This is a genomic window from Streptomyces sparsogenes subsp. cuspidosporus (assembly GCF_039532705.1).
Classification (GTDB): domain Bacteria; phylum Actinomycetota; class Actinomycetes; order Streptomycetales; family Streptomycetaceae; genus Streptomyces; species Streptomyces sparsogenes.
Map to the genome: position 1 here is coordinate 185,562 of NZ_BAAASD010000012.1, position 23,783 is coordinate 209,344.

At 74.1% G+C, this 23,783-nt stretch carries 20 protein-coding genes and 1 riboswitch; of the genes, 13 read left to right on the forward strand and 7 right to left on the reverse strand.

What is annotated here, in order from left to right:
* Positions 1–19: 19 nt before the first annotated feature.
* The 3 genes from ABFY07_RS17420 to ABFY07_RS17430 form a co-directional block, all read right to left on the reverse strand.
* Positions 20–1,405, reverse strand: coding sequence for a uracil-xanthine permease family protein (locus tag ABFY07_RS17420; protein ID WP_346175390.1), 1,386 nt, complete (start codon positions 1,403–1,405; stop codon positions 20–22).
* Between the two features lie 134 nt (positions 1,406–1,539).
* The gene (locus ABFY07_RS17425) at positions 1,540–2,247 is read right to left on the reverse strand and encodes an ArsR/SmtB family transcription factor (protein WP_065966265.1); all 708 of its coding nucleotides are present in this window, start codon (positions 2,245–2,247) and stop codon (positions 1,540–1,542) included.
* Positions 2,248–2,318: 71 nt separating this feature from the next.
* Positions 2,319–3,557, reverse strand: coding sequence for an MFS transporter (locus tag ABFY07_RS17430; protein WP_346175370.1), 1,239 nt, complete (start codon positions 3,555–3,557; stop codon positions 2,319–2,321).
* 129 nt (positions 3,558–3,686) lie between these two features.
* Here ABFY07_RS17430 and ABFY07_RS17435 point away from each other — a divergent pair, with 129 nt between their 5' ends.
* From ABFY07_RS17435 to ABFY07_RS17480, 10 genes are all read left to right on the forward strand, one after another.
* Positions 3,687–4,925 (forward strand): ROK family transcriptional regulator, encoded by a 1,239-nt coding sequence (locus ABFY07_RS17435; RefSeq protein ID WP_346175371.1) that lies wholly within the window; start codon positions 3,687–3,689, stop codon positions 4,923–4,925.
* A 70-nt stretch (positions 4,926–4,995) separates the two neighbouring features.
* Positions 4,996–5,126: riboswitch (FMN riboswitch) on the forward strand.
* Between the two features lie 145 nt (positions 5,127–5,271).
* Positions 5,272–6,399 carry a bifunctional diaminohydroxyphosphoribosylaminopyrimidine deaminase/5-amino-6-(5-phosphoribosylamino)uracil reductase RibD gene (ribD, locus tag ABFY07_RS17440; protein WP_346175372.1) on the forward strand — a complete coding sequence of 376 codons (1,128 nt, stop codon included), beginning with the start codon at positions 5,272–5,274 and terminating at the stop codon, positions 6,397–6,399.
* The gene (locus tag ABFY07_RS17445; protein ID WP_346175373.1) at positions 6,400–7,029 is read left to right on the forward strand and encodes a riboflavin synthase; all 630 of its coding nucleotides are present in this window, start codon (positions 6,400–6,402) and stop codon (positions 7,027–7,029) included.
* A 62-nt stretch (positions 7,030–7,091) separates the two neighbouring features.
* Positions 7,092–8,393 carry a bifunctional 3,4-dihydroxy-2-butanone-4-phosphate synthase/GTP cyclohydrolase II gene (locus ABFY07_RS17450; protein WP_346175391.1) on the forward strand — a complete coding sequence of 434 codons (1,302 nt, stop codon included), beginning with the start codon at positions 7,092–7,094 and terminating at the stop codon, positions 8,391–8,393.
* Between the two features lie 78 nt (positions 8,394–8,471).
* Positions 8,472–8,957 (forward strand): 6,7-dimethyl-8-ribityllumazine synthase, encoded by a 486-nt coding sequence (gene ribH / locus ABFY07_RS17455; RefSeq protein WP_065966276.1) that lies wholly within the window; start codon positions 8,472–8,474, stop codon positions 8,955–8,957.
* A 36-nt stretch (positions 8,958–8,993) separates the two neighbouring features.
* Positions 8,994–9,266 carry a phosphoribosyl-ATP diphosphatase gene (locus tag ABFY07_RS17460; RefSeq protein ID WP_065966389.1) on the forward strand — a complete coding sequence of 91 codons (273 nt, stop codon included), beginning with the start codon at positions 8,994–8,996 and terminating at the stop codon, positions 9,264–9,266.
* 54 nt (positions 9,267–9,320) lie between these two features.
* Positions 9,321–10,169 (forward strand): ATP phosphoribosyltransferase, encoded by an 849-nt coding sequence (gene hisG / locus ABFY07_RS17465; RefSeq protein WP_065966278.1) that lies wholly within the window; start codon positions 9,321–9,323, stop codon positions 10,167–10,169.
* 58 nt (positions 10,170–10,227) lie between these two features.
* Complete coding sequence (locus ABFY07_RS17470; protein ID WP_346175374.1) at positions 10,228–10,707, forward strand: PH domain-containing protein; 480 nt, start codon at positions 10,228–10,230, stop codon at positions 10,705–10,707.
* Positions 10,708–11,020: 313 nt separating this feature from the next.
* Positions 11,021–12,412 carry a hemolysin family protein gene (locus tag ABFY07_RS17475; protein ID WP_346175375.1) on the forward strand — a complete coding sequence of 464 codons (1,392 nt, stop codon included), beginning with the start codon at positions 11,021–11,023 and terminating at the stop codon, positions 12,410–12,412.
* Positions 12,409–13,593 carry a hemolysin family protein gene (locus tag ABFY07_RS17480; RefSeq protein WP_346175376.1) on the forward strand — a complete coding sequence of 395 codons (1,185 nt, stop codon included), beginning with the start codon at positions 12,409–12,411 and terminating at the stop codon, positions 13,591–13,593. The genes ABFY07_RS17475 and ABFY07_RS17480 overlap by 4 nt, the downstream gene beginning before the upstream one ends.
* A 28-nt stretch (positions 13,594–13,621) precedes the next feature.
* Here the strand turns inward: ABFY07_RS17480 and ABFY07_RS17485 are convergent, their stop codons facing one another.
* Together ABFY07_RS17485 and ABFY07_RS17490 are read right to left on the reverse strand one after the other, a co-directional pair.
* Positions 13,622–15,523 carry an AAA family ATPase gene (locus ABFY07_RS17485; protein ID WP_346175377.1) on the reverse strand — a complete coding sequence of 634 codons (1,902 nt, stop codon included), beginning with the start codon at positions 15,521–15,523 and terminating at the stop codon, positions 13,622–13,624.
* A 470-nt stretch (positions 15,524–15,993) separates the two neighbouring features.
* Entirely contained in the window at positions 15,994–16,623 is a 630-nt protein-coding gene (locus ABFY07_RS17490; protein ID WP_346175378.1) for a uridine kinase family protein, read from the reverse strand.
* A 230-nt stretch (positions 16,624–16,853) separates the two neighbouring features.
* Between ABFY07_RS17490 and ABFY07_RS17495 the strand changes: the two genes are divergently transcribed.
* From ABFY07_RS17495 to ABFY07_RS17505, 3 genes are all read left to right on the forward strand, one after another.
* Positions 16,854–18,257 carry a peptidase C39 family protein gene (locus tag ABFY07_RS17495; protein WP_346175379.1) on the forward strand — a complete coding sequence of 468 codons (1,404 nt, stop codon included), beginning with the start codon at positions 16,854–16,856 and terminating at the stop codon, positions 18,255–18,257.
* A gap of 240 nt (positions 18,258–18,497) precedes the next feature.
* On the forward strand, positions 18,498–18,959 hold the full coding sequence (locus ABFY07_RS17500; RefSeq protein WP_346175380.1) for an Hsp20/alpha crystallin family protein: 462 nt from the start codon (positions 18,498–18,500) through the stop codon (positions 18,957–18,959).
* Positions 18,960–19,394: 435 nt separating this feature from the next.
* Positions 19,395–21,578 (forward strand): putative bifunctional diguanylate cyclase/phosphodiesterase, encoded by a 2,184-nt coding sequence (locus ABFY07_RS17505; protein WP_346175381.1) that lies wholly within the window; start codon positions 19,395–19,397, stop codon positions 21,576–21,578.
* Between the two features lie 129 nt (positions 21,579–21,707).
* Here the strand turns inward: ABFY07_RS17505 and ABFY07_RS17510 are convergent, their stop codons facing one another.
* Both ABFY07_RS17510 and adh read right to left on the reverse strand, forming a co-directional pair.
* Positions 21,708–22,076: a DUF779 domain-containing protein gene (locus tag ABFY07_RS17510; protein ID WP_065966294.1), complete on the reverse strand. Its 369-nt coding sequence runs from the start codon at positions 22,074–22,076 to the stop codon at positions 21,708–21,710.
* Positions 22,077–22,089: 13 nt separating this feature from the next.
* Entirely contained in the window at positions 22,090–23,613 is a 1,524-nt protein-coding gene (adh, locus tag ABFY07_RS17515) for an aldehyde dehydrogenase (RefSeq protein ID WP_346175382.1), read from the reverse strand.
* Positions 23,614–23,783: the final 170 nt, after the last annotated feature.

Below are 23,783 nucleotides of genomic sequence, written 5' to 3' on the forward strand. Positions count from 1 at the left end.
GCCGCCGGGTCGGGGCCGCTCAGGGCCGCCGGGCCTCGTCGTCGTACGTACTGGTGCCCGCGTCCAGCAGCGGCTCCTCGCGCTTCATATGGGCCGGGGCCAGCGCGCGCAGCAGGTGGTAGCCGCTGAGCACGACGACCGTGCCCAGGGCGATCCCGCTGAGCTCGAAGTTGTCGCTGACCTTGAGGCTCACTCCGCCGACGCCGATGACCACACCGGCCGCCACCGGCACCAGGTTGAGCGGATTGCGCAGGTCCACCTTGTTGTGCACCCAGATCTGGGCGCCGAGCAGCCCGATCATGCCGTACAGGATGACCGTGATGCCGCCCAGCACACCGCCGGGGATCGCCGCGACGACCGCGCCGAACTTGGGGCACAGCCCGAAGAGGAGGGCGAAGCCGGCCGCGGCCCAGTAGGCGGCGGTGGAGTAGACGCGGGAGGCCGCCATCACGCCGATGTTCTCGGAGTACGTGGTGTTGGCGGGGCCGCCGACCGCCGTGGAGAGCACGGTGGCCGCGCCGTCCGCCGCGATCGCGGTGCCCAGGGTGTCGTCGAGCGGGTCGCCGGTCATCTCGCCGACGGCCTTCACATGCCCGGCGTTCTCGGCGATCAGCGCGATGACGACCGGCAGGGCGACCAGGACGGCCGACCAGTGGAAGCTGGGCGCGTGCACGGAGGGCAGGCCGATCCAGTCCGCCTTGGAGACCGCTGACAGGTCGAGCCGCCAGTGGTCGGTGACCCGCCCGCTGCCGTCCAGCGAGTGGATCTTGCCGAAGACGCGGTCGAAGAGCCAGGAGATCGCGTATCCGAAGACCAGGCCCAGGAAGATCGCGATGCGCGACCAGAAGCCGCGCAGACAGACCACGGCCAGCCCGGTGAAGAGCATGGTCAGCAGCGCGGTCCACTGGTCGGCGGGCCAGTACGTGTGGGCGGTCACCGGCGCCAGGTTGAAGCCGATCAGCATGACGACCGCGCCCGTGACCACCGGCGGCATCGCCGCGTGGATGATGCCCGCGCCGAAGGTGCGCACCGCCAGGCCGCTCAGGAACAGCACCACGCCGACCACCAGGATCGCGCCGGTGACGGCGGCGCTGCCGCCGCCCTGCGCCCTGATCACGGCGGCCACGCCGACGAAGGAGAGGCTGCACCCCAGATAGCTGGGCACCCGGCCGCGGGTCGCCAGCAGGAACAGGACGGTCGCGACCCCGGACATCATGATCGCGAGGTTGGGGTCGAGCCCCATGAGCACCGGGGCGACGAAGCTCGCCCCGAACATCGCCACCACGTGCTGCGCGCCCAGCCCCACCGTACGGGGCCAGGAGAGCCGCTCATCCGGCTTGACGACGGCTCCGGGGGCGGGCGTGCGCCCGTCTCCGTGCAGGGTCCAGCGCACGCCGAGGCCCATGGTTGTGCTCCACTTCATTGCTCAGGGGGATCGCAGCAATGTTAGTGGGTCGAAAATGTGTTTCATCCCTCTAAAGATCCTGACCGAAGAGCGTCCCAAAGATCGCGGGTGAAGACCGCGGGTGCAGACCGTGGCTAGAGGTCAGCGGTCCGCACGCCCAGCAGGCCGCTCAGCGCCCGCCGCCCCTCCTCGCTCACCCGCAGCGCCCGCTGGGTGCCGATCCGTACGCACCACCCCGCGTCCAGCGCGTGCCGGCACAGCGCGGCCCCCGCCACCCCCGCCAGATGCGGTCTGCGCTCGGTCCAGTCCAGACAACTGCGCGCCATCGGCCGGCGGCCCCGAGGGGCGCTCGCCAGGTCCACGCCGAGCCGCCCGAACCAGTCCACGCCCGCCTCGGTCAGCGCGAACCCCGTCGTGCCCTCCAGCAGCCCGCGTTCCAGCATGGCGTCGGTGATCGCCGTGCCGAGCCGCCCGGCCAGGTGGTCGTAGCAGGTGCGGGCGCGCGCCATGGCCTCACCGGCGCCGGCGGCGCGCAGCGTCCGGGGCGCCGGGGGCGGGGCGGCGTGGCCCGACAGGTCCTCGATGAGCTGGGCGACCTGGGGCCCCGCCAGCCGTACGTAGCGATGCCTGCCCTGCCGCTCCTCCGCCAGCAGGCCGCCGGCGACCAGCCTGCTCAGATGCTCGCTCGCGGTCGACGCGGCCACCCCCGCCAGCCGCGCCAGCTCCCCGGCGGTCCAGGCCCGCCCGTCGAGCAGCGCCAGACAGAACGAGGCGCGGGTCTCGTCGGCGAGCAGCGCGGCGAGCCGGGCGAGCTGTGGACCGTTGGGCTGGGACTGCGTCATGCCGTCCATCATCCGCCCCCGACGGTTCGGCCCCGGCCGAACCGTCGGGGGCGGGGCGTGGACGCGTGGCCTCAGCGGGGCGTCGAGCTCGGGGCCGTCGCATCGGTGGGGCCCCCGGGGGCCGTCCCCGGCTGCCCCGGCGACGAGCCGCGCAGCACGCCCGCCCCCACCACCAGCCCCAGCGCCAGCACCGTCACCACCCCGAACGAGGCCGTCAGCGAGGTCAGGTCGGCGATCGACCCCATCGCGGCGGGGGCGATCAGCCCCGATGTGTACGTGATCGTCGCGACGCCCGCGATCGCCTGGCTGGGGGCCGGGCCGCTGCGCCCGGCCGCCGCGAAGGCGAGCGGGACGACCACCGCGATCCCGAGGCCCAGCAGGCCGAATCCGGTGATGGCCAGGGCGGGCCCGGTGGCCGTCACGACCAGCAGGCCGCCCACCGTGGACAGCACACCGCCCGCGCGTACGGTGCGCACCGCGCCGAAGCGGCCCACCGCCGCGTCGCCGACGAGCCGGGCGGCGGCCATCGTGCAGGAGAAGGCCGTGGTGCAGGCGGCGGCGACGGCGGGGGAGGAGTCCAGGACGTCCCGCAGATAGACCGCCGACCAGTCCAGGCTCGCCCCCTCGGCGAACACCGCGCAGAAGCCGACCGCGCCGATGATCAGCGCGGAGTGGGGCGGCAGGGCGAAGCGGGGCGGCGGGTGCTCCTCCGGGTCGCTGCGCAGGTCGAGCACCCAGTGGCAGACCACCGCGCCGATCACGGTGAGCACGGCGGCGGCGAGGCCCAGGTGCAGCCGGGCGTCGGCGTCGGCGTGGGCGGCGAGCGTGCCGGCCGCCGAGCCGAGGAGCGCTCCGACGCTCCACATGCCGTGCAGGCCCGACATGATGGAGCGGCCCAGGCGGCTCTCGACCTCCACGCCGAGGGCGTTCATGGCGACATCGGCCATCCCCGCTGAGGCGCCGTAGACGAACAGCGCGCCGCACAGCCAGACCAGGCCGGGCGCGAGCGGGGGCAGCGCCAGCGACAGGCACCACAGCGCGATCAGCCCGCGCAGCGCGGCGCGGGCGCCGAAGCGGTGGCTGACCCGCCCGGCCAGGGGCATCGCGACGGAGGCGCCGAGGGCGGGGAAGACCAGCGCGAGGCCGAGCAGGCCCGCGCCGAGGTCCAAGTGCTCCTGGATCCAGGGGACGCGGGTGGCGAAGTTGCCGGTGACCGCGCCGTGCACGGCGAACACGACCGCCACGGCCACCCGCGCCCTGCGGACCTCTTTCCGCTGCCCGATCTCCCGCGCCTCCGCGGTGCCGTCCATGTCCGCTGCCCACCCTCCCGGAGACACGATCCGCCACGGAAACTATCAGGAAGGGTCCCTGATAGATAGGGTCCGAAGGAGCGGCGCCTCTGGTCCGAAGGAGCGGCGCCTGGTGAAAGGATCCCGCCCATGACGTCGACGCGCGGGCCCCTGGCGGGCCGTACCGCCTCCCCGCGCACGGCGCGGGTCATCAACGACCGCCTCGCCCTGCAACTCCTCAAGGACGAGGGGCCGCTGACCGCCGGCCAGCTGAAGTCCCTGACCGGGCTGTCCCGGCCCACCATCGCGGACCTCGTCGAGCGGCTGCGGGGCGCCGGGCTGATCGCGGTCGTGGGGGAGACGGGCGCCGACCGCCGGGGGCCCAACGCCCGGGTGTACGGCATCGTCGCCGACAGCGCCCATGTCGCGGGCGTGGACGTCCGCGCGCGGAGCGTCGCCGTCTGCGTGGCCGATCTGCTGGGGCACATCCACGCCGAGGCATCGCTTCCGGTCGCCGCCGACGCCGAGCCCGCGCGGGCCGCCGAGGCCACGGTCGACCTGGTGCGGCGCACGGCCGCGAAGGCGGGGGCCGAGCGGCTGCACCACATCGGCGTCGGCGCCCCCGGGCTCGTCGACCCGGCGACCGGCGAACTGGCCGCCACCGAGGCGCTGCCCCGCTGGCACCGGGAGCTGAGCACCGCCCTGCAGGGCGCCTTCGGGGCGCCGGTGTTGCTGGAGAACGAGGTCAACCTGGCCGCCGTCGCCGAACAGCGGCTCGGCGTGGTCCGCGACCGGGACACCTTCGTCCTGCTGTGGCTCGGCCACGGCGTCGGCGCGGCCGTCGTGCTGGACCGGGAGCTGCGGCGCGGAGCGTCCGGCGGGACCGGGGAGATCGGCTTCATGCCCGTGCCGGGGACGGCCGGGCTGCCCTCCGCGACCGGCTGCGACGGCGGCTTCCACTCGCTGGTCAGCAGCCCCGCGGTCGGTGCGCTCGCCCGTGAGCTGGGGATGCCGGCCGACGCGGCGGACGACGCGCCCGCGGCGGAGGCGGCGGTACGGGCAGCGGTGGAGGCGGGGAAGCGGGGCGAGCCGTTCCTGGACGCGCTCGCGGGCCGGATCGCGGTGGGGGCGGCCGCGGTGTGCGCGGTGCTTGACCCGGGCTGTGTGGTCCTCGGCGGGGAGATGGGCCGGGCCGGGGGCACGGCGCTCGCGCGCCGCGTCGAGGACCGGCTGCGGCGGCTGTCCCCGCTGCGCACCCAGGTGCGGGCGGGGGTGGTGGGCGGCGGCGGGGTGCTGCGCGGCGCGGTGCTGACCGCCCTGGACGCCGCCCAGAACCAGCTGTTCGGCGCCCCTTGGCCGACTCGGCCGCGTGGACCTGCGGGCGGGTGAGGCAGGCCACACTCCCCGGGCTCCAGCAGTGCCGAGGTCCCGTGGCACACTGGGGCCGTACCAGTGACGTCAGCGCACTCCGGGGTCGGTGAAAATCCGAACCGGCGGTTACAGTCCGCGACCCGTCCGCCGCCAGCGGTCGGTTGACCAGGTGAAATTCCTGGACCGACGGTGAAAGTCCGGATGGGAGGCAGTGCGCGGCGGGAGCAGAGCACCGGTGCGCCGCCGTCGGCGGCCCGCCCTCGCGGCGGACCGTATCCCGGCCCAGGCGTCCCCCGGTGTCGTCTTTCCGCTTCTGTCATCTCGACAGCCCCGGAGTCCGTGCCCGAAGAGGCAGGAGGACCCGGTGGCCACCACAGCCGAAGCCGAGGCGATGCGCCGTGCCGTGGCGCTCGCCGCCCGGGGCCTCGGCCACACCAGCCCCAACCCCGTCGTCGGCTGCGTGATCCTCGACGCCGACGGCCGGGTCGCGGGCGAGGGCTGGCACCAGCGGGCCGGCGGCCCGCACGCCGAGGTCCACGCCCTGCGGGACGCCGGTGAGCGGGCCCGCGGCGGCACCGCCGTCGTCACCCTGGAGCCCTGCAACCACACCGGCCGCACCGGCCCCTGCGCCCAGGCCCTGCTGGAGGCCGGGATCGCCCGCGTCGTCTACGCCGTCGCCGACCCCACCGACGGGGCCGCGGGCGGGGCCGCCACCCTGGCCGCCGCCGGGACCGCCGTCGAGAGCGGCCTGCTCGCCGAGGAGGCCACGGCGGTCAACGAGGCCTGGCTGACTTCCGTACGGCACGGCCGCCCCTTCGTGCTGTGGAAGTACGCCGCGACCCTCGACGGGCGCAGCGCGGCCGCCGACGGCACCAGCCGCTGGATCACCTCCGCCGCCTCCCGCGCCGACGTGCACCGGCTGCGCGCCGAGGCGGACGCCGTCGTCATCGGCTCCGGCACCCTGCGCGCCGACGACCCGCACCTCGCCGCGCGCGGCCCGGAAGGCGTCCGCCAGCCGCTGCGCGTCGTGCTCGACAGCGACGCCACGATCGCCCCGGGCGCCCGGGTCCTGGACGGCACGGCCCCCACGCTGATCGCCGTCGCCGAGGACGTGGCCGCCCCCCGGCTGCCGGGCGCCGACACCGTCCGGCTGCCGCGCGCCGCCGGCGGGCGGGGCCTGCACATCCCCGCCGTGCTCGACGAGCTGCTCTCGCGCGGGGTCCGCTCGGTCCTGCTGGAGGGCGGCCCCACCCTCGCCGGGGCGTTCCTCGCCGCCCGCGCCGTCGACAAGGTCGTCGGCTACCTGGCCCCCGTCCTGCTCGGCGCGGGCGCCCCCGCCCTCGCCGACGCGGGAATCACCACCATCACGCAGGCGCTGCGCCTCACGGTGACCGATGTCCTGCGGCTCGGCCCCGACCTGCGCGTCACCGCCGCCCCCGAACCGTCCGCCGCCCCCGCCGTCCCCAACCCCACCGTCTCCGAGGAGAGCTGAGTGTTCACCGGAATCGTCGAAGAACTGGGTGAGATCGTCGCCGTCGAGAACCTCGGCGACGCGTCCCGCTTCCTGGTCAGCGGCCCCGTCGTCACCGAAGGCGCCAAGCACGGCGACTCGATCGCCGTCAACGGCGTCTGCCTCACCGTCGTCGACCTCGAGGACGGCCGGTTCTCCGCCGACGTCATGGCCGAGACCCTGAACCGCTCCAGCCTCGGCGCCCTCGCCGTCGGCTCCCGCGTCAACCTGGAGCGCCCCATGGCGCTCGGCGGGCGCCTGGGCGGTCATCTGGTGCAGGGCCACGTCGACGGCACCGGCACCATCGTCGAGCGCAAGCCCTCCGAGCACTGGGAGATCGTCAAGATCTCGCTCCCCGCCGACCTCAGCCGCTACGTCGTCGAGAAGGGCTCCATCACGGTCGACGGCATCAGCCTGACCGTGGTCGACGCGGGCCCGGACTACTTCACCGTCAGCCTCATCCCGACGACCCTCGCCCTGACCACCCTCGGCGTCAAGCAGCCCGGCGACCCGGTCAACCTCGAAGTGGACGTGCTCGCCAAATACGTCGAGCGGCTGCTGGGGAAGGACGCCCGCCCGCTGACCGCCACTGACGAGGAGGCCATCGCATGACCGCCCCCGCAAGCGACGCCGAGGCACCCGTGAAAGGCGGCGGGGACGCCAGGAAGCGGCACATGACCCCCTTGCCGAGCGTGCGGAGCGCGGCCGACTGGCCCGACGAGCTGGCGCTCGACACCGTCGAGCGGGCGATCGCCGAGATCGCCGCCGGGCGGCCCGTCGTGGTCGTCGACGACGAGGACCGGGAGAACGAGGGCGACCTCGTCATCGCCGCCGAGAAGGCCACCCCCGAGATCGTCGCCTTCATGATGCGCGAGTGCCGCGGCCTGATCTGCGCCACCCTGGAGGGCGACGACCTCGACCGGCTGCGGCTGCCGCAGATGGTGGCGGAGAACTCCGAGTCCATGCGCACCGCCTTCACCGTCTCGGTCGACGCCACCGCCGAACACGGCGTCGGCACCGGCATCTCCGCCGCCGACCGGGCCACCACCCTGCGCCTGCTCGCCGACCCGCACAGCGCCCCCGGCGACTTCGCCCGCCCCGGACACGTCTTCCCGCTGCGCGCCCGCCCCGGCGGCGTGTTCACCCGCGACGGCCACACCGAGGCCGGCGTGGACCTCGCCAAGCTGGCGGGGCTGCGCCCGGCCGCCGCGATCGTGGAGATCGCCGGCGAGGACGGCACCATGCTCCGCCTGCCGCAGCTGGTCTCCTTCGCCCGGCGGCACGGTCTGGCGATCATCTCCATCGAGGCCCTGATCGCCTACCGCAGGTCCACCGAGTCCCCCGTGCGGCGCGAGGCCGAGACCCGGCTGCCCACCGCCTTCGGTGACTTCCACGCCTACGGCTACCGCTCGACCGCCGACGGCGTCGAGCACATCGCCCTCGTCCAGGGCGACATCGGCGACGGCGAGGACGTCCTGGTCCGGATCCACTCCGAGTGCCTGACCGGCGATGTCTTCGGCTCCCAGCGCTGCGACTGCGGCCCCCAGCTGCACGCCTCCCTGGAGCGGGTCACCGCCGAGGGCCGCGGCGTGGTGGTCTACCTGCGCGGCCACGAGGGCCGCGGCATCGGCCTGCTGTCCAAGCTGCGCGCGTACGAGCTGCAGGAGCTGGGCCGCGACACCCTCGACGCCAACCTGGAGCTCGGCCTGCCCGCCGACGCCCGGGACTACGCCGCCGGCGCCTCCATCCTCACCGACCTCGGCGTGCGCTCCCTGCGCCTGATGACCAACAACCCGGAGAAGACCGCGGCGCTGGTCCGGCACGGGCTGCGGGTCGTCGGCCGGGAACCGATGCCCGTCCAGGCCGGTGAGCACAACCTGCGCTATCTGCGCACCAAGCGGGACCGGATGGGCCACGACCTGCCGTGGCTGGATCCCGGCCACCCGCAGCCCATGTCCGCCTGCGGCAACCAGTGACCACCCGTCCCGCACCGGAACCACCCCGAAGCAAGACCCGCACCCCCGGCAAGACCCGCACCAAGGAGAGACACAGACGTGAGCGGTAAGGGAGCCCCCGAGCTGTCCGTGGAGAACTGCGCCGACCTGCGCGTGGCCGTGGTGGCCGCCCAGTGGCACGCCCAGGTGATGGACGGGCTCGTCGACGGGGCGCTGCGCGCCCTCGGCGAGCTGGGCATCGACGAGCCGACCGTGCTGCGCGTCCCCGGCAGCTTCGAGCTGCCGGTGGTCGCCAAGGTCCTCGCCGGCCGCGGCTACGACGCGATCGTGGCCCTCGGCGTCGTCATCCGCGGCGGCACCCCCCACTTCGACTACGTGTGCCAGGGCGTCACCCAGGGGCTCACCCAGGTCAGCGTGGACACCGGGGTGCCCGTCGGCTTCGGCGTGCTGACCTGCGACACCGAGGAGCAGGCCCTGGACCGGGCCGGCCTCGAGGGATCCAGCGAGGACAAGGGGCACGAGGCGGTCACCGCCGCCGTGGCCACCGCCACCATCCTCCGCTCGGTCTCCGAGCCCTGGCGCTGAGTCGGGTCGCACGGCACAAGTAGGATGACGGGCATCATGCCCAAGAAGACGTTCGAGGAGCTCTTCGCCGAGCTTCAGCACAAGGCCCGCACGGCCGACCCCGCCACCTCCCGCACCGCCGAACTGCTGCAGTCCGGCGTGCACGCCATCGGCAAGAAGGTGGTCGAGGAGGCCGCCGAGGTGTGGATGGCCGCCGAGTACGAGAGCGACGAGGCGACCGCCGAGGAGATCTCGCAGCTCCTCTACCACCTCCAGGTGATGATGGTCGCCCGGGGCCTGACCCTCGACGACGTCTACGCCCACCTCTGAGCACGCCCCACCGCCACCCGACCTCGCTGACCGCCGACGTAAGGAAAAGGTCTCATGCTGCGCATCGCCGTCCCCAACAAGGGTTCACTGTCCGAGCCTGCGTCGGCGATGCTCCATGAGGCGGGCTACCGGCAGCGCAAGGACCGCAGGGAACTGGTGCTCGTCGACTCCGACAACGACGTCGAGTTCTTCTTCCTGCGCCCGCGCGACATCGCCGTGTACGTCGGCTCCGGCCGCCTCGACATCGGCATCACCGGCCGTGACCTGCTGCTGGACTCCGGCTCCCAGGCCGAGGAGATCATGCAGCTCGGCTTCGCCGGCTCCACCTTCCGCTACGCCACCCGGCCCGGCACGGCCAAGGACGTCAGCGAGTTCGGCGGGATGACGGTCGCCACCTCCTTCTCGGGCCTGGTGACCAAGCACCTCGCGGACAACGGCGTGGACGCCGCCGTCGTGCACCTCGACGGCGCCGTCGAGACCGCCATCCAGCTCGGCGTGGCCGAGATCATCGCGGATGTGGTCGAGACCGGCACCACCCTGCGCAACGCCGGTCTGGAGATCATCGGCGAGCCGATCCTCGAGTCCGAGGCGGTCGTCATCCGCCGCACCGGCGCCCCGGCCGACGATCCCAAGGTCCAGCAGTTCCTCCGCCGGATGCAGGGCGTCCTGGTGGCCCGGCGCTACGTGATGATGGACTACGACATCCGGGTGGAGCAGGTGGAGCGGGCGGTGGCGCTCACCCCCGGGCTCGAGTCGCCCACCGTCTCCCCGCTGCACCACGAGGGCTGGGTCGCGGTCCGCTCGATGGTCCCGGCCAAGGACGCCCAGCGGATCATGGACGAGCTGTACGACCTGGGGGCGCGGGCCATCCTGACCACCGGCATCCACGCCTGCCGGCTCTGACGGCCCGGCCGCCCCACCTCCTCAGACCCGTTCCTCTCACGGAGAGACCCCACGCCACGTGCCCGCCTCCGACTCGGCGCCCGCGCAGCCCCCTGCCGGGCTCCCCGCCCTCCCCGTCACCTTCCGGCCCACCCGCACCCGGGCCGTCCTGCTCACCACGGGGGTCGCCCTGGTCGCCGTCCTCACGGCGCTGGCACTGCTCCTGGAGCGGCTGAGCCCCGGGGAGAAGATCAGCTTCATCTTCACCGGCCTGCTGTTCTTCGGCGTGCTGGCCCTGCTGAGCCGCCCCAAGGTGGTCGCCGACCCCGAGGGGGTGACCGTCGTCAACCTGACCACCAAGCGCCGGCTGGCCTGGGCGGAGGTGCTGCGGGTCAACCTGCGGCCCGGCGACCCGTGGGTCTATCTGGACCTCGCCGACGGCACCAGCCTGCCCGCGATGGGCATCCAGCCCGGCATCGCCAAGGCCCGCGCCATCGGTGACGCCCGCGCGCTGCGCGCGCTGGCCGAGACGCACGGCACGGGCCGGGCGGGCGACTGAACCGGACCCCCGAACAGCCGTCCGACCACGGCCCCAGGGCCCGTCCTGCAGGGCGCCTCGCCCCCTTTGAAGACGGGCCCCAGCGGGCCCCCAACCGCTCGATCGGCCCTGTCAGGGGCTACGGGGCCTGCCCCGAAAGCCCGATCCTTGATTACCCTGTTGCCGGGGCGCCGACGGTGCCCCGGCCCGTACCACCTGTCCATGCGCCCCCGGCGCGCCCCGACAGGCCCCTGCGACCCGAGGAGTGACTCCCTCCAGAGATGGACGGATCGTCCTGTAGTACCTGCGCCGCCCCTCACCCGACGGCGGCGGCATGAGCGTCACCCTGTCCCTCCTGCTGCTCGCCGCAGCACTCGTCCTGATCCTCGCCAACGGCTTCTTCGTCGCGGCCGAGTTCGGCCTGGTCACCGTGGAGCGGCCGGACGCCGAGCGGGCCGCCGCCGAAGGCGACCGCCGGGCCCGCACCGTCGTGGAGGCCCTGCGCGAACTGTCCTTCCAGCTCTCCGGCACCCAGCTCGGCATCACCATCACCTCCCTGGTGGTCGGCATGCTCGCCGAGCCGGCGCTCGGCGAACTGCTGACCGGCCCGCTGACCGCGACCGGACTGCCCCACGGGGCGGTCTCCGGCGTCGCCGTCGTCCTCGGCATGCTGATCGCCTCCGCCGTGCAGATGATCGTCGGCGAGCTGGTCCCCAAGAACTGGGCCGTCTCCCGGCCGCTGCAGGTCGCGCGGTTCGTCGCCGGGCCGCAGCACGCCTTCGCCCGCTTCTTCCGCCCGCTCATCTCCCTGCTCAACACGGTCGCCAACCGGCTGGTGCGGGCGCTGGGGGTCGAGCCCACCGAGGAGCTGGCCTCCGCCCGCACCCCCGGTGAACTGGTCTCCCTGGCCCGCCACTCCGCGCTGGCCGGCGCCATCGAGCAGGACACCGCCGACCTGTTCGTCCGCACCCTCTCCCTCGGGGAGCTGACCGCCCAGCATGTGATGACCCCACGGGTCCGGGTCAGCGCCCTCCAGTCCTCCGCGACCGCCGAGGACGTGCTCAACCTCACCCGCGCCACCGGGCTGTCCCGCTTCCCCGTCTACCGCGACCGCCTCGACGAGGTGATCGGCATGGTCCACCTCAAGAACGCCCTCGCGGTGCCCTCGGCGGAGCGGCTGCGCACGCCCGTCGGCCGGATCGCCCAGCCCCCGCTGCTGGTTCCCGAGACGCTGCCGGTCCAGCCCCTGCTGGAGCGGCTGCGCAGCGAACAGCCGATAGCCGTCGTCGTCGACGAGTACGGCGGCACGGCGGGCGTGGTCACCTTGGAGGACATCGTCGAGGAGCTGGTCGGAGAGGTGCGCGACGAGCACGACGACGAGGGCGCGGACACCCCGGACCTGATGCCGACCGCCGCCGAGGACGGCCGCCCCACTTGGGAGGCCGACGGCGGCTGCCGCGTCGACACCCTGCGCCGGATCGGCCTGGAGGCGCCGGACGGCCCGTACGAGACCGTGGCCGGCCTGGTCGCCGACCTCCTCGCGCGGATCCCGGCCGTCGGCGACACCGCCGAGCTGCCCGGCTGGAAGCTCTCCGTCCGCCAGGTCGGACACCACCGGGCCGAGCGGGTGCGGATCATACGCACCGGCACCGGCGGCCTGGTGACGGCGGGTGGCGCCCTCGCCGGTGGCGCCCACAGCGACGGCGCCCGGGGGGCGGAACGATGAGCCTGGTCCAACTTCTCTTCGCCGCGCTCCTGGTCCTCGCCAACGGCTTCTTCGTCGGCGCCGAGTTCGCCCTCGTCTCCGTCCGCCGCAGCCAGATCGAGCCACGCGCGGCCGAGGGCTCGGCCCGCGCCCGTACGGTGCTCACCGGCCTGGAGAACCTGCCGCAGATGATGGCGGCCGCGCAGTTCGGCATCACCGTCTGTTCGCTGACGCTCGGCGCGGTCGCCGAACCGACCGTGGCGCACCTGCTGGAGCCGGTCTTCCACGCCGTCCACCTGCCCGAGCAGCTCGTCCACCCCCTCGGCTACGCCATCGCGCTGGCCGTGGTGGTCTGTCTGCACCTGGTGATCGGCGAGATGGTGCCGAAGAACCTGGCCATGGCGGCCCCCGAGAAGACCGCGCTGTGGCTCGCTCCCGGCCTGGTCGCCTTCGCCCGGCTGTGCCGCCCGGTCACCGCGCTGCTCGGCGCCTGCGCCCGGCTGGTGCTGCGGCTGTTCCGGGTGGAGCCCAAGGACGAGGTCGAGGCGGTCTTCACCAGCGAGCAGCTCACCCACCTGGTCGAGGACTCCCGGCAGGCCGGGCTGCTCGACCCCGGTGAGCAGGAGCGGCTCGCCGACGCCCTCGAACTGGGCAGCCGCCCGGTCACCGACGTGCTGCTGGACCCGGCGGGCCTGGTCACCGTCGATCCCTCGGTCACGCCCCGCCAGATCGAGGAGCTGACCGTACGGACCGGCTACTCGCGCTTCCCGGTGCGCGGGGCCGGCGGCGCCTTCATGGGCTATCTGCATGTGAAGGACGTCCTGGACCTCGACGCCCCGGACCGGGCCGTGCCCCAGCACCTGTGGCGGCCGATCGGGACCCTGCGGGCGGAGCTGCCGCTGGACGACGCGCTCACCGTGATGCGGCGGGCGGCCTCGCACCTGGCGGCCGTGGCCGACGCCACGGGCAAGGTGCTGGGCCTGGTCGCCCTGGAGGACGTCCTGGAGATGCTGGTCGGCGAGGTACGGGACCCCTCCCACCGGGGCGGGACCCGCGACCGGGTGGCCGAACCCAGGGCCGGGACGGCGGCCGCGGTTTCGGAGCCGGCTTCAGCGGCCTCGGGTTCGGGGGGCTCGGCTTCGGGGCCCTCCGTCTCGGAGACCTCGGCGTCGGAGGACGAGGAGCGGGCGATGGTCGGCTGAGCGGGCGCGGCCGCGCCCGTGGCCGGCGCTACACCGGCGGCGGGTCCTGCGGGTCGCGGTACATGGGGCCGCGGCCGGACAGGACCTCGCCGTACGCCTGCATCAGGTCCGGGAGCCGCAGCGTGGCGAGGTCGTCGCGGGTCGGGGCGCCGGACCAGCCGGACAGCCGCAGATCCCGGTAGGCGCAGCTCTTCTCGTACAGCGTGCGCAGGAACCGGCCGTTGCCCAGCTCGTCGATCCAGCCCTGCTCCACGACGTGTCCGCTGATGGAGCGCAGCTCCTCCACGGCCTCCTCGTCCCACCGGTCGCCGTTCTCGGCGGCCAGCACCTCGCCGATCCGGGTGAGCTCCAGCGGGCGGTAGCTGGGGAAGTCGACGCGCGTGGTGAAGCGCGAACCGAGGCCCGGGTTCGCGGCCAGCAGCCGGTCCATCCCCTCGGGGTAGCCGGCCAGGATCACCACCAGGCGGTCGCGGTTGTCCTCCGCGCGCTTGAGCAGCACCTGCAGCGCCTCGTCGCCGTACGCGTCGCCCTTGCTGTAGCCGGAGTTGGACAGGGAGTACGCCTCGTCCACGAACAGCACCCCGCCGAGCGCCGAGTCGATCAGCTCGCTGGCCTTCACGGCGGTCTGGCCCAGGTACTCGCCGACCAGGTCGGCACGCCCGGCCTCGACCAGATTGTCGCTGCTCAGCAGCCCGAGCGCGTAGAAGACCCGGCCCAGGATGCGGGCCACGGTGGTCTTGCCGGTGCCGGAGGGGCCGGAGAAGACGAAGTGCCGCTTGGGCGGCTGGACCGGGAGGCCCTGCCCGGCGCGCAGCCGGGCCATGTGCAGCTGCGCCGACAGCGCCCGCACCTGCCGCTTGACGGGCTCCAGGCCGACCATGCGCTCCAGCTCCTGCAGCGCGTGCTCCAGCAGGACCGGGTCGGAGGGGCCGGGCTGCGGGGGGACGCCGGCCCGCTCGCGCGGGCCGTCGGCGGCCACCGCGGGCGCGGTCACCAGCGGGGGGCCCTCCGGCTCCGGGCCGGTGGGGCGCGGCTCCCGGCCGTCCGCCGGGTCGGCGGTGACCAGCGGGTCGGGGTCGGCGGCGGGGCCGTCGCGGCCCTCGGCGGCGTCCTGGCTGCCGAGTCCGGCCAGCGACACGGCGGCCAGGTCCGCGGTCTCGTCCAGGCCGTCGCCCTCGGCTATGGCCGCCAGCCGGGCCGCGGTGTCCATGAAGGTCGGGTCGATGCGGTGCACCGCGCGGTAGAGGGGGAGCGCCGCGGCGCTGCGGCCGGTGCCCTCGTGGGCGCGGGCCAGCCAGTAGCGCAGCTCCTTGCGCTGCGGCTGTTCGCTGCGGCAGCGCATCAGGGCCGCGGCGAGCAGTGGCTCCGCCTGGCCGTACATCTCCAGGCGCACCCGGGCCATGCCGCCGAACAGCCCCGCCTCGATGCCGAGTAAGGGGTCGTCCAGCAGCGGCTCGGTGTGCCGCACCAGCTGCTCCCAGTCCTTGACCAGGTAGGCGCGGCAGGCGTGCAGGAACCGCGCCTGCGGGTCGGCCTCCACGGGCGGGCAGCCGGCCAGGGCCCGGTCCAGCTCGGGGACGTGGCGGCCGTCGAGCCAGTGGGAGGCGTGCGCGAGCAGCAGGTCCCGGCTGGTCTCCAGGACCGGCTGGACCCACCAGCCCAGCCAGTACCAGGAGTTCAGGGTGCGGTGGTGGCGGGCGCGCTGCTCGCCGAAGCGGTCGCGGTGCCGGTACATCCGCAGCAGCGCGGTCGTGGTGTCGGCGCGCAGCGCGTGGAGGCCGAGCCAGGCGTCGGCCATGCCGGGGTCGTGCCGCACCGCCGTCCGGAACTCGTCCTCGGCCTGCGCGTACGCTCCCATGGTGTACGCGTCGACGGCACGCAGCCAGGCGAGATCGGCCGGGGAGTGCGAACCTTGGGTGCCGAAATCCATCACGTCCCCCACCAACCCTGCCCCCGTGGTTGCCGCCGGGGCGGCTGCCCCTTTCGCATCGTACCTGCGCAGGCCGCACGGGCCGAGGGTGCCGCACGGCTGTTCGTGTCCGACCTGCCTGGCCGGGCGGCGTGCGCGGGGGCGCGCAGGGGGCGTGAAAGGCCGGAAGACGCTGGTCACCCACGGTGAGGGCGGTGGGGAGCAAAGCGGCGGAAAAGGGTCGGCGACGGGGCCGCGCCGGGGGCTCCGAGAGCCCCCGGACAGGACGAAGCCCCCGATCACGGGGGAACAACCGGGGGCTTCGCGTCTTGGGGCGACTCGTACGAGTCGCACATTGAGAACGTAAGACCTGTATGGGCCCCAGGTCAAGCGGAGTTGGGGCGCGCGTCGCGGGTCGGGCGCGCCGGGCGGGCACCCATCGGGCGCCGGCCGGCCATGCATGGTCACGCAGCGTGAGGCGCGGGGGTGGCTCAGACCGCCGCGGCGGGCCCCGCCAGCAACTCGTACCCCTCGTCTCGCTGCACCACCAGCGTTCCGGCGTACGGGCGCGAGGGGTCCGCGGCGAAATGCGCGCGCTCGGCGGGAAGCCAGCCGTCCCAGAATGTGGACAGCTCCGGTCCGTCCCGGAGCTGTCCCCGCCGCCAGGAGTCCACGTCGGGCAGCTCCATCCACAGCAGGTGCGCCAGCCGCGGGCGCAGGGCGCGCCGGCCGGCGCCCACGCCCTCGACCAGCACCACGGGGGCGGGGGCAAGCCGCCGCGGGGTGGTGGCGAAGCGGCGCGCCACCCAGTCGTAGGGCGCGTACCGGGCGGTGGCGCCGCGGGCGAGGGGGGCGAGGACCTGCTCGTCCAGCCGCCGGGTCCAGGCGAACAGCTCCTCGTGGGTGGCGAGGTCGTCGGTGTGCAGCACGGGTGCCCCGCCGAGCGCCGCCGCCAGCCGCCCGGCGAACGTGGTCTTCCCCGACCCGGCGTGCCCGTCCACCGCGACCAGCCGGACCGGCCCGCACGAGGGCGGCAGGGCGCGCAGCCGCCGGGCCAGCGCGCCGAGCGCGTCCGGGGCGGCGAGGGGGGCGCGGGGGGCGGCGGGGCGGGGCAGGTCCATCGCCGACCACCTTAGGCGGTGTCCCGGCCGCCCGGCTGCGGGGCCCTCGGCCCGTCCGGGGGCGGGGCCGGGGCATGGGCTCCGGCGGCCCTCGTTCACTCCACTGGTCGCACCAATATTGATCCGGCGCGGAGCCGGGAATCACTGGCCTGAAACCACTCGCAGCGGCCATAGTTGTGCGACTGTCGCGCACCCGCGGCCCACCCGGACGACGACTGGGGGAACCCCGTATGACCAGATCCGGAGACGGATCCACGCCTCGCCGCACCGTGCTCGCCGCCGCCCTCGCCGTCACCGGGGCGGCCGCGCTGGCCCCATCGGCCGCGGCACCCGCCGCCGCGGCCGCGCAGAGGGTGCGCCCGCCGGCCCGGCCCTCCCGCAAGGCCGCCGCCCCGGCGGTCGGCTACCGCGGCTGGAGCAGCCTCGCCGACTGGCGGGCCGGATCGGGCGAGGGCATCCGCGTCGAGGCCGGAGCCCGCCCCGGTGTGGTCATCTCCCGCCCGGCGGGCACCGCGGACTACACCGATCCGCACACCGGCACCACGGCCGCCTGGGAGTACGCCACCTGGACCTCCCCGGTGCACACCCTGCCCCACCCGGCCACCGAGGCGATCGTCTCGTGGAACGCCCGCACCCCGGCCGGCACCTGGATCCAGGCCGAGCTCAAGGGCACGTACTCCGACGGCACCGACACCCCCTGGTACGTGATGGGCCGCTGGGCCTCCGGGGACGGCGCCGACTCCATCCGGCGGACCTCGGTCGACGGCCAGAGCGACGGCAAGAGCTCGGTGTGGACCGACACCTTCGCCATCGACGCCCCGGCGACCGGGCTGCGGCTGGCCTCGTACCGGCTGCGGCTGACCCTCTACCGCAGGCCCGGCAGCGGTCTGACGCCCACGGTGTGGCGCGTCGGCGCGATGGGCTCGGACGTCCCCGACCGCTTCGAGGTGCCCGCCTCCGCGCCGGGCCTGGCCGGCGGCCGGGAGCTGGCCGTGCCGCGCTACTCGCAGGAGATCCACAAGGGCCAGTACCCGGAGTACGACAACGGCGGCGAGGCCTGGTGCAGCCCCACCTCGTCCCAGATGATCATCGAGTACTGGGGCCGCAAGCCCACCGCCGCGGACCTGGCCTGGGTCAACCCCGACTACGCCGACCCGCAGGTCTGCCACGCCGCCCGGTACACCTTCGACTACCAGTACCAGGGCTGCGGCAACTGGCCGTTCAACGCCGCCTACGCCGCCACGTACCGCGATCTGCAGGGCGTGGTCACCCGGCTCGGCTCGCTCAACGACGCCGAGAAGCTGATCGCCGCCGGGATCCCCGTGATCACCTCCCAGTCCTTCCTCAAGGAGGAGCTGACCGGGGCCGGTTACGGCACCGCGGGCCACCTGATGACCGTGATCGGCTTCACCGCCGACGGCGACGTGATCGCCAACGACCCGGCGTCGTCCGACAACGCGGCCGTCCGCCACGTCTACAAGCGGCGCGAGTTCGAGAACATCTGGCTGCGCACGAAGCGCTACAACTCGCAGGGCAAGGTGGTCTCCGGCAGCGGCGGCGTCTGCTACCTGTACTTCCCGGCCCGGCCGACCGCGAGCCAGCGCCGGGCCCTGCTGGAGCTGGGCATCCGCTGAGCGCGCCGGCGGCGCCCGGCCCCGGGCGCCGCCCCTCCACCCCATTCCCGCCCCACCCCCGCCTCCGCCTCTGTTCTCGCCCTGCCCGCCCCGCCCCGCCCATGATCCGAGGTGCGGGCGGCCTCGAGGCTGCCCATGCTGGACAGGGGGAGGTCGTCGGACACCACAGTCCGCGGCTCACGGAGAGGACGGTGATGGGCGATGAGCATGCCCGTCCGACGCACAGGGAACGAGGGCGCGATGGAGCGCCGACGCGGCTGGGCGCGCAGCCCCCTGGCCGAATTCGACGACTTGCTCAACCAGATGGGCGGCCTGCTCGAATCCACGGTCGGCGGCGGCCTGCCGGGCATGGGCCTGGTGGCCTGGACGCCGTCCGCCGACGTGTCCGAGAGCGACGAGGGCTACCACCTCCAGATCGAGCTTCCCGGAGTCAGCCGCAACGAGGTCGACGTCGAGGTGAGCGGGCAGGAACTGGCCGTTTCCGGCGAGATCCGGGAACGGGAGCGCAAGGGCGTCGTGCGCCGCAGCACGCGCCGCACCGGGCACTTCGAGTACCGGATGCGGCTGCCGGGCGAAGTGAACACCGAAGGCGTCAAGGCGAGCATGTCGGAAGGCGTGCTGTCGATCGACGTCCCCAAGGCGGAGACCACCAAGCCCCGCCACATCGAAATCACCGAGGCCGGGGAGAGCGGAGGCGGCTGAGATTCGCCGAAGAAGGCCCCCTCGCGCGGCGGGACCGCCCCTGCGGGCGCGTTCCGCCGCGGTCGGCCTACGGGGGCGGAATCCGCCCCTGCCGCGCGGCGCTGCCCCGACGCGCCCCGGCACTTGCCCGGCTCCTCCCGGCTTTTCCGTTACCGGCGCCGATAAAACCCCGAAAAACCCCGAGAAGCGGACTATTGATTTCCACTTCCCGTTCCACCGCGGACGGCCGGTCAGTAATCTCGGTTCAGCAGCGGGTTGCCCTGCCGCTATTCGTCATGCTCCACTTCCCCGAGGACGCGGACGACCCCGAGGGCGGCCCCGGAAGCCGGAAGAGGGCGAGGAAGTGCAGGACGTGTACTGGCGGCCGAAGGGCGACGACGGCACAGGCGAGGAAGCGGCGGCCGGTCACGGCCGCGCCGCGGCGGGGCCCGCGATATGACCTCCGGGCCGGTCGGCGGGCCGAGACCCAGGGAGCGCGCGGAGGAGACCACGGCGGCGGACGCCGGGATCAGGCGGTTCGCGGAACTCTGGAGCGGCGCCGTCCACCCGGTGACGGCGACCACGATGAGCCGCACCGAATTCGAGGCGCACCTGGTGCCGCTGGCCCGCCGGCTGAGCGCCGCCCTCGCCTCCCAGCCCTTCGACACCGCGCCCGCGTACGAGGTCGGGGCCGCGCTGGTGGGCGCGCAGTGCGCCGAACCCGAGGCCCTCCCGGCCATCCTGGGCGCCATCGACAGCCATCTGGTGCCGCACTGCCCGCCCGACCCCCCGATGGCCGACGAGGAGGCGCGGACCCGCTGCACCCGGCTGCAGCACGCCCTCGCCGCCGGCTTCGTCCGCGAGCTCAGGAAGCGCGAGCGCGATCAGCACGAGGCCCTCTCCCGCGCCGCCGAGGCCGCCCGCACCGAGGCCGAGAAGGCCCTGCACGCCAGCGAGGCCAAGTTCCAGGCGGTGTTCGAGGGCGCGGTCATCGGCGTCGGGATCTGCGGCCTCGACGGGGAGATCCTGGTCGTCAACGACGCCATGGCCCGGATGTTCGGCGGCATGGACTTCTTCCGCCCCGGCCGCAACGTCAACGAGTTCGTCCACCCCGACGACGCCCCCGGGGTCCACGAGATCTACCGCGAGCTGGTCACCGGACAGCGCGACCACTTCCGGGTCGAGAAGCCGCACTACCGCGACGACGGCAGCGTGCTGTGGACCAACCTGACGGTCACCCTGCTCCGCGACTCCACCGGCGCCCCGCAGTACCAGCTCACCCTCGCCGAGGACATCACCGAGCACCGGCTGCTGCGCGAGCGGCTGCGCTACGAGGCCACCCACGACGAGCTGACCGGGCTGCCCAACCGCACCCTGTTCCTCGAACACCTCGACAAGGTGCTGGCCGGCGAGTCCGGCGCCGAGCGCTTCGGCGTCTGCTACCTCGACCTGGACGGCTTCAAGGCGGTCAACGACAGCCTCGGCCACATCGCGGGCGACCGGCTGATCAAGGTCGTCGCCGAGCGCCTCCAGGCCTGCGCCGCCACCCCCGACGAGCTGATCGCCCGCGTGGGCGGCGACGAGTTCCTGGCCCTGGTCACCGGCCCCACGGCGCAGCAGGACAGCGCCGCCCTCGCCGGCCGGATGCTCGCCGCCCTCGAGGAGCCCGTCCGCGTCGACGGCCGCGAGCTGCTGGTACGGGCCAGCATCGGCGTGGTCGACGGGGCCGCCGGCGAGATCGGCCGCGCCGAGGTGCTGCGCAGCGCGGACATCACGATGTACCGGGCCAAGGCGGCCGGCGGCAACCGCTACGAACTCGCCGACGCCGACTCCAACGCGCGGGTCATCGCGCGTCACAGCCTGACCAACGGGCTGCCCGCCGCCCTGGAGCGCGGCGAGTTCTTCATCGAGTACCAGCCCCTGGTGCGGCTGGCCGACGGCACCGTACGCGGCGCCGAGGCGCTCGTACGCTGGCTCCACCCGACCCACGGGGTCCTCGGCCCCGACCAGTTCATCCCGCTCGCCGAGGACACCGGCCTGATCGTGCCGCTCGGCCGCTGGGTGCTGGAACAGGCCGCCCGGCAGGCCCGCGACTGGCGGGACGCCGCCGGGGGCGACGGCGACCGGCTGCGGGTCAACGTCAACCTCTCGCCCTGTCAGCTCAGCCACCCCAGCCTGGTCTCCGACACCGTGGCCGTCCTGGAGGACGCCGGGCTGTGCCCGAGCGCCCTGTGCCTGGAGGTCACCGAGAACGACCTGATCGGCGCCGACGAGGACGCGCTGCGCCCGCTGCGCCAACTCGCCGACCTGGGCGTGGACATCGCCCTGGACGACTTCGGCACCGGCTACTCCAACCTGTCCTACCTCCGCCGGCTCCCGGTCTCCACGCTCAAGCTCGACCGCTCCTTCACCCGGGGGATGCAGCGGGCCCCGATCGACCCCGTCGACGTCAAGATCGTGGAGGGGATCGTCTCGCTCGCCCACACCCTCGACCTGGCGGTGACCGTGGAGGGCGTGGAGACCGCCGTGCAGGCCGAGTACCTGCGGGGCCTGGGCTGCGACACCGCCCAGGGCTGGTACTACGCCCGCCCGGGCCCGCCCGAGCGCCTCCACACCCTCGCCCTCGCCGACGCGAGCTGACGGCGCCTGACGGCGCATCGACGGCGGGCCGGCGGGCCGGCGGTGGGTTGACGGCGGCCTGACGCCCGTGCCCGGGCGCCAGGCCCCGTCCCGGCCGCCGCGCCCGCCGGGACAGGGCCAGGGCCGGTGCTAGCCCGGCGGGTCCAGCAGCCGGGAGCGGATCAGGAACCGGACGCCCTCCGGGGCCTCCAGGGAGAAGCCGCTGCCCCGGCCCGGCACCACGTCCACCGTCAGATGGGTGTGCCGCCACCGCTCGAACTGCTCGGCCGACATCCAGAACCCGACCGGCTCCGCGACGCCCTCCACCTCCAGCGACCCGAGCAGCACATCCGCCGCCCCGGTACGGAACTCGCCCAGCGGGTAGCACATCGGGGCGCTGCCGTCGCAGCAGCCGCCCGACTGGTGGAACATCAGCGGGCCGTGCGCCTCGCTCAGCCGCCGGATCAGCTCCGCCGCGGCCGGGGTCACCGCGACCCGGGACACCTCGGCCCCGCCCATCACAGCCCGCCCATCAGAACAGCCCGAGCTTCTTGGGGGAGTAGCTCACCAGCAGGTTCTTGGTCTGCTGGTAGTGGTCGAGCATCATCTTGTGGGTCTCGCGGCCGATGCCGGACTGCTTGTAGCCGCCGAACGCCGCGTGCGCCGGGTAGGCGTGGTAGCAGTTGGTCCACACCCGGCCCGCCTGGATGGCGCGGCCGGCGCGGTAGGCGGTCGTGCCGTCGCGGGTCCACACGCCGGCGCCCAGCCCGTACAGCGTGTCGTTGGCGATCTTGATGGCGTCGTCGAAGTCGCTGAACGGGGCCACGGCCACCACCGGGCCGAAGATCTCCTCCTGGAAGACCCGCATGTGGTTGGCGCCCTCGAAGACGGTCGGCTCCACGTAGTAGCCGCCCGACAGCTCGCCGCCGAGGTCGGCGCGGGCGCCGCCGGTCAGCACGCGGGCGCCCTCCTGCCGGCCGATGTCCAGGTAGGAGAGGATCTTCTCCAGCTGGTCGTTGGAGGCCTGGGCGCCCATCATGGTGTCGGTGTCCAGCGGATGGCCCTGGACGATCTTCCGGGTGCGGGCCACGGCCGCGTCCATGAAGTCACGGTAGTGGCCCTGCTGCACCAGCGCGCGCGAGGGGCAGGTGCACACCTCGCCCTGGTTGAGGGCGAAGAGGGTGAACCCCTCGAGGGCCTTGTCCAGGAAGTCGTCGTCGGCGGCCGAGACGTCGTCGAAGAAGATGTTCGGGCTCTTGCCGCCGAGCTCCAGCGTCACCGGCTTCAGGTGCTCGCTCGCGTACTGCATGATCAGCCGCCCGGTGGTGGTCTCGCCGGTGAAGGCGACCTTGGCCACGCGCGCGCTGGAGGCCAGCGGCTTTCCGGCCTCCACCCCGAAGCCGTTGACGATGTTGAGCACGCCCGGCGGCAGCAGGTCGGCGACCAGGCTCATCCACAGGTGGATGGAGGCCGGGGTCTGCTCGGCGGGCTTGAGGACCACCGCGTTGCCCGCGGCCAGCGCGGGGGCGAGCTTCCACGCGGCCATCAGGATCGGGAAGTTCCACGGGATGATCTGGGCGACCACGCCCAGCGGCTCGTGGAAGTGGTAGGCGACGGTGTCCTCGTCGAGCTGCGACAGGCTGCCCTCCTGGGCCCGCAGCACCCCGGCGAAGTAGCGGAAGTGGTCGATGGCCAGCGGGATGTCGGCGGCCAGCGTCTCGCGCACCGGCTTGCCGTTCTCCCAGGTCTCGGCGACCGCGAGCGCCTCGAGGTGCTCCTCCATGCGGTCGGCGATCCTCAGCAGCACCGCGGCGCGCTCGGCGGGCGCGGTGCGGCCCCAGGCGGGGGCCGCCGCGTGGGCGGCGTCCAGGGCCCGCTCGACGTCCTCGGCGGTGCCCCGGGCGATCTCGGTGAACGGCTGCCCGTTGACCGGGGTCGGGTTCTCGAAGTACCGGCCCTGCTTGGGCGGCACGTACTCCCCGCCGATCCAGTGGTCGTAGCGCGGCTGGTAACGGACGACCGAGCCCTCGGCTCCGGGGTTCGCGTAACGCGTCATGGGCGGCTCTCCCAGTGTTCGTCGTGGCATGACGTCGCGGGACGACGTCGGCGGCGAGGTTAGGCGCCGGTACGTTGCACGGAGGTTGCGCCGGGGCGGCCACGCCCGGGCGGCCGGCGCCGGGGGTCAGAGAGGGCCGGGGGTCAGAGGGCGCCGGGGTCAGAGGGGGC